At 72.5% G+C, this 7,942-nt stretch carries 7 protein-coding genes; all 7 read left to right on the forward strand.

All coding sequences use genetic code 11. The annotated features are described in order from the left end of the window. Nucleotides 1–4: 4 nt before the first annotated feature. From ACMA1D_RS04330 to ACMA1D_RS04360, 7 genes are read left to right on the forward strand one after another with little or no spacing between them, the layout of a single operon-like run. Nucleotides 5–1,213 carry a beta-ketoacyl-[acyl-carrier-protein] synthase family protein gene (locus ACMA1D_RS04330; RefSeq protein ID WP_414722498.1) on the forward strand — a complete coding sequence of 403 codons (1,209 nt, stop codon included), beginning with the start codon at nucleotides 5–7 and terminating at the stop codon, nucleotides 1,211–1,213. Beyond that, the gene (locus ACMA1D_RS04335) at nucleotides 1,210–2,292 is read left to right on the forward strand and encodes a beta-ketoacyl synthase N-terminal-like domain-containing protein (RefSeq protein ID WP_414722499.1); all 1,083 of its coding nucleotides are present in this window, start codon (nucleotides 1,210–1,212) and stop codon (nucleotides 2,290–2,292) included. The genes ACMA1D_RS04330 and ACMA1D_RS04335 overlap by 4 nt, the downstream gene beginning before the upstream one ends. Further along, nucleotides 2,292–3,101 carry an alpha/beta fold hydrolase gene (locus ACMA1D_RS04340; protein ID WP_414722500.1) on the forward strand — a complete coding sequence of 270 codons (810 nt, stop codon included), beginning with the start codon at nucleotides 2,292–2,294 and terminating at the stop codon, nucleotides 3,099–3,101. Before ACMA1D_RS04335 ends, ACMA1D_RS04340 begins: the two co-directional genes overlap by 1 nt. A 29-nt stretch (nucleotides 3,102–3,130) precedes the next feature. After that, the gene (locus ACMA1D_RS04345) at nucleotides 3,131–4,702 is read left to right on the forward strand and encodes an MFS transporter (RefSeq protein ID WP_414722501.1); all 1,572 of its coding nucleotides are present in this window, start codon (nucleotides 3,131–3,133) and stop codon (nucleotides 4,700–4,702) included. A gap of 11 nt (nucleotides 4,703–4,713) precedes the next feature. Further along, nucleotides 4,714–5,781, forward strand: coding sequence for an ACP S-malonyltransferase (gene fabD, locus ACMA1D_RS04350; RefSeq protein WP_414722502.1), 1,068 nt, complete (start codon nucleotides 4,714–4,716; stop codon nucleotides 5,779–5,781). Between the two features lie 29 nt (nucleotides 5,782–5,810). Beyond that, nucleotides 5,811–7,418, forward strand: a complete 1,608-nt coding sequence (locus ACMA1D_RS04355) for an acyl-CoA carboxylase subunit beta (RefSeq protein WP_414722503.1) — start codon at nucleotides 5,811–5,813, stop codon at nucleotides 7,416–7,418. Continuing rightward, nucleotides 7,418–7,702, forward strand: a complete 285-nt coding sequence (locus ACMA1D_RS04360; protein ID WP_414722521.1) for an acyl-CoA carboxylase epsilon subunit — start codon at nucleotides 7,418–7,420, stop codon at nucleotides 7,700–7,702. Before ACMA1D_RS04355 ends, ACMA1D_RS04360 begins: the two co-directional genes overlap by 1 nt. Nucleotides 7,703–7,942 lie beyond the last annotated feature (240 nt).

Below are 7,942 nucleotides of genomic sequence, written 5' to 3' on the forward strand. Positions count from 1 at the left end.
CGCCATGACCGATGTCGTGATCACCGGGCTCGGCGTGGTGTCGCCGCTCGGCCACACCCTGGACGACTTCTGGAACGGGCTGCTGCGCGGCGAGGTTCCGGTGCGTCCGCTGGACTACCCGGGCACCGCCGTGCACGGTTCCCTGACCTACGTCGTCGACGAGGCGCCGGAGGCCGCCGCCGGCACCGGGCGGGCCAGCGGCTTCGCCGTGGCAGCCGCCCGCTCCGCGCTCGCCGACGCCGGCCTGACCGGCGCCGACCAGGACGTGCTCGACGGCGTCGGGATCTGCGTCGGCACCGGCAACGGCGACAGCGACCTGCGCGAGATGGAGCGCGACGGCCGCCGCGAACTGGACGGCGTGCAGTGGTACCCGTTCGGCACCGCGGGCGTCGTCGCCGCCGAACTCGGCGTGCACGGGCCCGGCTTCACCGTCTCCACCGCCTGCGCGGCCGGCGCGTACGCCGTCTCCTTCGGCGCCGAGATGATCACCTCGGGCGAGGCCGACGTGGTCCTGGTCGGCGGCGCGGAGGCCGTCTCGCGCCCCGCGATGGGCGCCTTCCTGCGGCTCGGCGCGGTCGACCCGCTGTACTGCCGGCCCTTCGACGCCGAGCGCGGCGGCACCGTGTACGGCGAGGGCGCGGCCTTCCTCGTCCTGGAGTCCGCCGAGCACGCGGCCCGGCGCGGCGCGGACGCGTACGCCAAGGTCCTGGGCGCCGGCTGGAGCTGCGACGCCAGCCACGTCACCGCGCCCGACCCGAGCGGCGAACAGGCCGACCGGGCCGCCCGCGAGGCACTGGCCCGCGGCGGCGTCACCGGGGCCGCCATCGGCGCGGTCCTCAGCCACGGCACCGGCACGCCCGCCAACGACAGCACCGAGAGCCGCACCACGGCCCGGGTGCTGGCCGAGCGCACCCCCGAGGTGCCGGTCGCCGCCATCAAGGCATCCCTCGGTCACAGCGGCGGCGCCTCCGGCGCGTTCTCCTGCGTGGCCGCGGCCCTGGTGGCCAAGCACCAGGTGGTGCCCCCGGTGGGCACCCTGAAGCAGGCCGACCCGGAGTGCGCACTGCGCCTGGTCAAGGGCGAGCCGCAGGCGGCCGTCGGGGACGCCGTACTGGTCAACGCGTATGCGTTTGGCGGCAACAACATCACCGTTGCCATCGGAGCGGCCGAGCCGCTCACCGTCTTCTCTGGTTCCTCGGGGGATACGCAATGAGCACGAACGGCAGGACCACCCACGGCAGACACCTGGCGGCGATCACGGGCATCGGCCCCATCACCCGCCCGGCCATCGGCGTCAAGGAACTCGCCGAGGTCGCCACGCTCGGCTTCACCGCCGACGAACTGACCGCTACCGGCGGCACGTTGGAGATCGACGCGGTGGACAACTTCCACCCGGCGGACTTCCTCGGCCGGCGCGGCTGGAAGTTCTTCCCCGAGCCGACTCGGGCCGCACTGGCCGCCGTCCGGCTCACGCTGGCCGACGCCAAGCGCCACCCGGACACCCTGGAGCCCGATGAGCGCGCCGCGACCGGCGCCCGCACCGGCGTGGTCGTCGGCACCAACTTCGCCGTCGACGCCATCGTGGACCGCATCGACCGGGCGCTGCTCGCCGAGGGCATCCCCGGCATCAGCCCCGTCGAGTGCCCCAACTTCGCGGTGAACGTCCCCGCCGGTCAGCTCGCCATCGCGGGCGGCTTCAAGGCGTTCAACGTCACCCTGGTCGACCTGATGACCGCCGGCTACGAGGCGCTGCTGCTGGCCGGCCGGGCGCTGGCCGAAGGCCGCGCCGACTCCGTGCTCGCCGGCACCATCGAGGGCCCGCCGCCGGCCTCCGCACACACGGTGACCGGGCCGCGCGCCGACGCGTTCGGCGCCTGCCTGTTCCACCTGGAGCCGCAGCGCTCGGCCGCCGAGCGCCGCGTGGTGCCGTACGCGTACCTGGCCGGCGGCACCCGCCGGATGCTGCCGGGCGACCCGCAGCACGCGGCCCGCGTCCTCGGCTCGGCGCTCGACCGGCTGGTCGGCGACGCCGGCGCGGACCAGGTCCAGCTCTGCGTGCCGGCGGGCGCGCCCGGCGCGCCCGTGGCCGACGCGGTGCACGCCTGGGCCGCGGCCCGCGGCGGCGACACCACCGTCAGCGTGGTGCACGGGGCCCCGCAGGCCACCGGCACCAGCGCGCTCGCCCTCGGCCGGGAGCTCGCCCGCGAGCTGCGCGGCACCGCCGTCTTCGGCGCACTCGGCCCGCAGGGCAACCTCACCCTGCTGCGACTGACGGCCGACGGGGGCCAGTGATGAGCCGCGGCGCCGCATCGTCCCCGGTCAGTGAATCGCTGCTGTACGGCGAGGAACTCGCCGTCCACCGTTTCGCCGAGCTGCCGGCCGCCGCGCTCGTCCACGGCCTGGAGGACGACTGGAGCAGCTACACCAAGCTGAGCCAGCTCCTCTCAGGACACTTCCGCAGCTTCCCGCTCGACATGCCCTGGCGCTCCGGCGGCACCTACCGGTGGCGCGCCAGGGCCACCAGCGGCCAGTGGATCGAGGGCGGGCTCCAGATGGTGCCCGAACCGGTCTCGGTGCTGATCGCGCACTCGATGGGCGCCAACTCCGTGCTCCAGTGGCTGGCTTCGGGGGCCAACCCGAAGCTGGACGCGCTGGTGCTGCTCTCACCGTTCTACTGGTCGCCCACCCAGCCCGTCGACTGGGCGATCTTCGACGGCTTCCGGGCCCAGTTCGCGGCCGTGATGACCGCGGGCCTCCAGACGCGCCTGGGCGCCCGGGCCCACACGATGGACCCCGACGTCTTCAACACCATGGTGCGCAAGATGTTGGAGAAGATGGGCCCCCAGGCGTTCCTGGCCCTCTTCGACCAGTACAGCGCGGCGTCCTCGCTCGCGCTGTCCCACGTATCGGTTCCCACGCTGGTGATCGGCAGCCCCAACGACCCGGGGATGCTGGGCGATCGTGCCGATGCGCTGCGAGCGGACATGCCCAGCGCGGAACTCTGCCTGGACCCCCGCTTCAGCCACTTCTGCCACGTCGAACAGGCGCAGGAAGTGGCGGATCTGATCATCGCGTTCGTGGACCGCCAGCAGGCGGGCTGACACCGAGACGAAGGGCACCAGGACACCTCATGTCGGGAAACACCTTGCACCTACGGGCGGTGCCACCGCGCAACAAGCCGGGGCTCACCCTGCTCGCAGCCCTGCTCGGCCTGTTCATCGCGCTGCTCGACGTCACCGTGGTGACCGTCGCCATGCCCACCATCGGTGAGGACCTGGACGCCACCTTCGACGACCTGGAGTGGGTGGCCAACGCGTACATGCTGGCCCTCGCCGTGCTCATCGTCACCGCGGGGCGGCTCGGCGACCTGTACGGGCAGCGGGTCATCTACATCATCGGCGTGATCGTCTTCCTGGCCGGTTCGGTGCTGTGCGCCGCCGCCGGCGAGGTGACGCTCTTCGGCGCCGAACACATCACCACCATGCACGTGGGCCGGGTCATCCAGGGCGTGGGCGGCGCGGTGGTGCTGCCGCTGACGCTGGCCATCGTCTACTCCTCCTTCGAGGGCAAGGCGCGCGCCAAGGGCATCATGATGTGGGGCGCGGTCGGCGGCCTCGCCACCGCGCTCGGCCCGCTGATCGGCGGCCTGCTGGTGGACCACGCCGGCTGGGAGTGGATCTTCCTCATCAACGTGCCGATCGGCGCGGTCGTCATCTTCGCCGCGATCACCGGCATGGGCGCCGACCAGCGCGCCGCCAGCACCGGCAACTCCATCGACCTGCCGGGCCTGGTCACCCTCAGCGCCTCGCTGCTCTGCATCAACCTGGCGCTGATCAACGGCAACAGTTGGGGCTGGACCTCGGTCAAGGTGCTCGGGCTGCTGGCCGTCGGGCTGCTGCTGCTCGTGGCCTTCCTCGCGGTGGAGTCCCGCTCCAGCGCGCCCATCATCGACCTGGGCTGGTTCCGCCGGCCGTCCTTCGGCGGCAGCATCACCACCTCGTTCCTGCTGGGCGCCGGCATGTTCTCGGTGATCTTCTACCTGTCGATCTACCTCCAGGAGGGCCTGGACCTCAGCGCCCAGGCCACCGGCGTACGGCTGCTGCCGATGACGCTGATGCTGATGATCGGTGCCCCGCTCGGCGGCCGGATCGTCGCCAAGGCCGGCGTCCGCAAGGCGCTGCTGCTCTCCATGACGCTGATGACGGTGGGCATCGCGCTGTACACGCTGGCCGACCCGAAGGGCGACGCCGGCTCCTGGACGCTGCTGCTGCCCGGCATGTTGATCACCGGTCTCGCCATGGGCATCGCGATGCCCGTCGCCTCCGAGCTGACCATCTCCGCCGCCCCGCAGGACCAGGTCGGCGTCGCGGCCAGCGCCGGCACCATGGTCCGCCAGGTCGGCAACGCGGTCGGCATCGCCATCATGGGCGCGCTGATGAGCAACCGCACCGAGGCCGCGGCCGACGACATGATGGCGCTCCAGCGCAAGGGCGAGGCCACCGCGGAGGCCGCCGAAGCGCTCCACCAGCGGGCGGTCACCGAGGGCCTGGAGTACGGCGCCTGGTACGCCACCGCGATCACCGCGGTCAGCGTGGTGGCGATCTTCTTCCTGGTACGCGACCTGAAGCCGGCGAAGACGCCGCAGGCGCCGCCGCCGCACCGCCCGGACGACACGATGCGCCTCACCCTGCCGAACGCCTGACGGAGAACGCCATGACGCACACCGAGAACCAGCCCGCCGCGGACGCGGCCCCGCAGGCCGAGGCCGCTGCCCAGGCCGCCGTAGCCACCGAGGCCGACGCCGCCGCCGACACCCAGCCCGGCAAGGTCGCCTTCCTCTTCCCCGGCCAGGGCTCGCAGAAGGTCGGCATGGGCCTGCACCTGCTCGACCGGCGGCCCGACCTGCTGGAGACGTACTACCGGGAGGCCGACGAGATCCTCGACCTGCCGCTGTCCAAGCTGTGCTTCGAGGGCCCCGAAGAGACCCTGCGGGACACCGCGATCACCCAGCCCGCCATCTTCCTGACCAGCCTGGCCACCTTGGACCTGCTCGCCGAGCAGGGCGTGCGCCCGGACGTGGTGGCCGGTCACAGCCTGGGCGAGTACACCGCACTGGTCGCCGCCGGCGTGCTGGAGTGGCGCGACGCGCTGCGCCTGGTGCGCCGCCGCGGCCAGTTGATGGCCGGCGTCAACGCGGAGGTGCCCGGCGCCATGGCCGCCGTGCTCGGCCTCGACCTGGCCACCGTCGAGGAGATCTGCGCCCGGGTGGCGGCCGAGACCGGCGAGGTCGCCGAGGTCGCCAACGACAACGAGCCCGGCCAGTCCGTCGTCTCCGGCCAGGCCGACGCGATCGAGAAGGTACGCGCCGCCGCCCAGGAGGCCGGCGCCGTCAAGGCCATCGCCCTGCCGGTCGGCGCGCCCTTCCACTGCGGCCTGATGCGCGGCATCGAGGAGGAGTTCGCGGCCGAACTCGACCGGGTCACCTTCCGCGAGCCGACCGCAACCGTCGTCTCCGGCGTCACCGCCGACTACGCCACCGGAGCCCAGGACATCACCGCCGCGCTGCGTCGCCAACTCGCCGGCCGGGTGCGGTGGACCGAGTCGGTGCGGCTGATGGCCGCGTCCGGCGTCACCCAGTTCGTCGAGGTCGGCCCCGGCAAGGTGCTGAGCGGCCTGTGCCGCCGCATCGTGCCCGAGCTGACCTCGTACACCACGGCCGACGAGCGTCGACTGGCCAAGGTCATCGACGCCCTCGCGCCCACAGCCGCCGTGGCGGCCTGACACCGCAAGCCCAGGGGGACCCGAGCACCATGAGCATCACCGACGATCGGCGGATCACCACCGACGAACTGCCAGCCGACCCGAGCACCGACGGCCTGCCCGAACAGCTCTTCAAGCTCAGGGAGTTGAAGGAGGGCATCCGCGCCGGCGACCCGTCCGCCACCGAGCGCCAGCACGCCAAGAACAAGCTGACCGCCCGCGAGCGCATCGCCCTCCTGCTCGACGAGGGCTCCTTCCACGAGATCGAGACGCTGCGCCGGCACCGCGCCAGCGGCTTCGGCCTTGAGCACAAGAAGCCGCACACCGACGGTGTGGTCACCGGTTGGGGAACCGTGCACGGCCGGACGGTCTTCGTCTACGCGCACGACTTCCGCATCTTCGGCGGCGCGCTCGGCGAGGCCCACGCCGCCAAGATCCACAAGCTGATGGACCTGGCCGAGGCCGCCGGCGCCCCGCTGGTCTCCCTCAACGACGGCGCCGGCGCCCGCATCCAGGAGGGCGTCACCGCGCTCGCCGGCTACGGCGGCATCTTCCAGCGCAACACCCGCTGCTCCGGCGTCATCCCGCAGATCTCGGTCATGCTCGGTCCGTGCGCCGGCGGCGCCGCCTACTCCCCGGCGCTCACCGACTTCGTCTTCATGGTCCGCGAGACCTCGCAGATGTTCATCACCGGGCCCGACGTGGTGCGCGCCGTCACCGGCGAGGAGATCAGCCAGAACGGCCTGGGCGGCGCCGACGTGCACGCCTCCGTCTCGGGCGTGGCCGCCTTCGCCTACGACGACGAGGAGAGCTGCCTCGAAGAGGTCCGCTACCTGCTCTCCCTGCTGCCGCAGAACAACCGGGAGACCCCGCCGGTCGAGGAGACCGAGGACCCGGCCGACCGCAGCGTGGACGCCCTGCTCGACCTGGTGCCCGGCGACCCCAACCGCTCGTACGACATGCGCAAGGTCATCGAGGAGATCGTGGACGACCACGACTTCTTCGAGGTGCAGGCCACCTGGGCGACCAACATCATCTGCGCGCTGGCCCGGCTCGACGGCCATGTGGTGGGCATCGTCGCCAACCAGCCCGCCTCGCTCGCCGGCGTCCTGGACATCCACGCCAGCGAGAAGGCCGCCCGCTTCGTGCAGACCTGCGACGCCTTCAACATCCCGCTGGTCAGCCTGGTGGACGTGCCCGGCTTCCTGCCCGGCGTCGACCAGGAGCACGGCGGCATCATCCGGCACGGCGCCAAGCTGCTGTACGCGTACTGCAACGCCACCGTGCCGCGGGTGCAGGTCATCCTGCGCAAGGCGTACGGCGGTGCGTACATCGTGATGGACTCCCGCTCGATCGGCGTGGACGTCTCGCTGGCCTGGCCCAGCAACGAGATCGCGGTGATGGGCGCCGAGGGCGCGGCCAACGTCATCTTCCGCCGCGAGATCGCCGCTGCCGACGACCCGGACGCGGTGCGGCAGCAGAAGATCCAGGAGTACCAGAGCGAGTTGATGCACCCCTACTACGCCGCCGAACGCGGCCTGGTGGACGACGTCATCGACCCGCGCGAGACCCGCTCGGCGCTGATCAGCTCGCTGGCCATGCTCCGTACGAAGCACGCCAACCTGCCCTCCCGCAAGCACGGAAACCCGCCGGTGTGATGGGCCACTTGGGGCGCGACGGCGCGCTGAACGCCGTACGGGAACACCAGCACACCGCCGCGGGACCGGCGGACGATGCGGGCCGGCCGCAGTTGCGTGTGGTGCGCGGCACGCCGGCCGCGGAGGAGGTCGCCGCGCTGGCAGCGGTCTTCGCGGCGCTCGCCCAGAGCGCGAGACCGCGCCGCGGCACGGGCCGGACCCGCCCGCGGGCGAGTTGGGACCACCCGGGCCACGGACTGCCGAGCGGACTCGGCTACCGTGCGCCGGGCGCGTGGACGTCATGAATGATGGCTTAGCCGGGGCGCTGGACACCGAGTCCGGCGCCCCGAAGGCAATCCGGGACACGGCGGGCGGCGCGGCTGCCCGGGACCGGGTGTGGACGAGAGAAACGGCGCTGGCCCGGTCACCCCGCTGGGGTCGCCCGCAGCCGGCGCACCCCACGAGGGTGACCAGGTCGGCTGGAGAGGAAAGTCAAGGACCCATGCGCAAGGTGCTGATCGCCAACCGTGGCGAAATCGCTGTCC

Origin of the sequence: Streptomyces sp. 796.1, from assembly GCF_047525675.1 — a bacterium.
GTDB lineage: Bacteria > Actinomycetota > Actinomycetes > Streptomycetales > Streptomycetaceae > Streptomyces.

What these genes read in the sequence shown, in the direction of transcription:
- ACMA1D_RS04330 (WP_414722498.1), top strand. Translation starts at nt 5, where the DNA reads ATGACCGATGTCGTGATCACCGGGCTCGGCGTGGTGTCGCCGCTCGGC.
- ACMA1D_RS04355 (WP_414722503.1), top strand. Translation starts at nt 5,811, where the DNA reads ATGAGCATCACCGACGATCGGCGGATCACCACCGACGAACTGCCAGCC.
- ACMA1D_RS04340 (WP_414722500.1), top strand. Translation starts at nt 2,292, where the DNA reads ATGAGCCGCGGCGCCGCATCGTCCCCGGTCAGTGAATCGCTGCTGTAC.
- fabD (WP_414722502.1), top strand. Translation starts at nt 4,714, where the DNA reads ATGACGCACACCGAGAACCAGCCCGCCGCGGACGCGGCCCCGCAGGCC.
- ACMA1D_RS04360 (WP_414722521.1), top strand. Translation starts at nt 7,418, where the DNA reads ATGGGCCACTTGGGGCGCGACGGCGCGCTGAACGCCGTACGGGAACAC.
- ACMA1D_RS04335 (WP_414722499.1), top strand. Translation starts at nt 1,210, where the DNA reads ATGAGCACGAACGGCAGGACCACCCACGGCAGACACCTGGCGGCGATC.
- ACMA1D_RS04345 (WP_414722501.1), top strand. Translation starts at nt 3,131, where the DNA reads ATGTCGGGAAACACCTTGCACCTACGGGCGGTGCCACCGCGCAACAAG.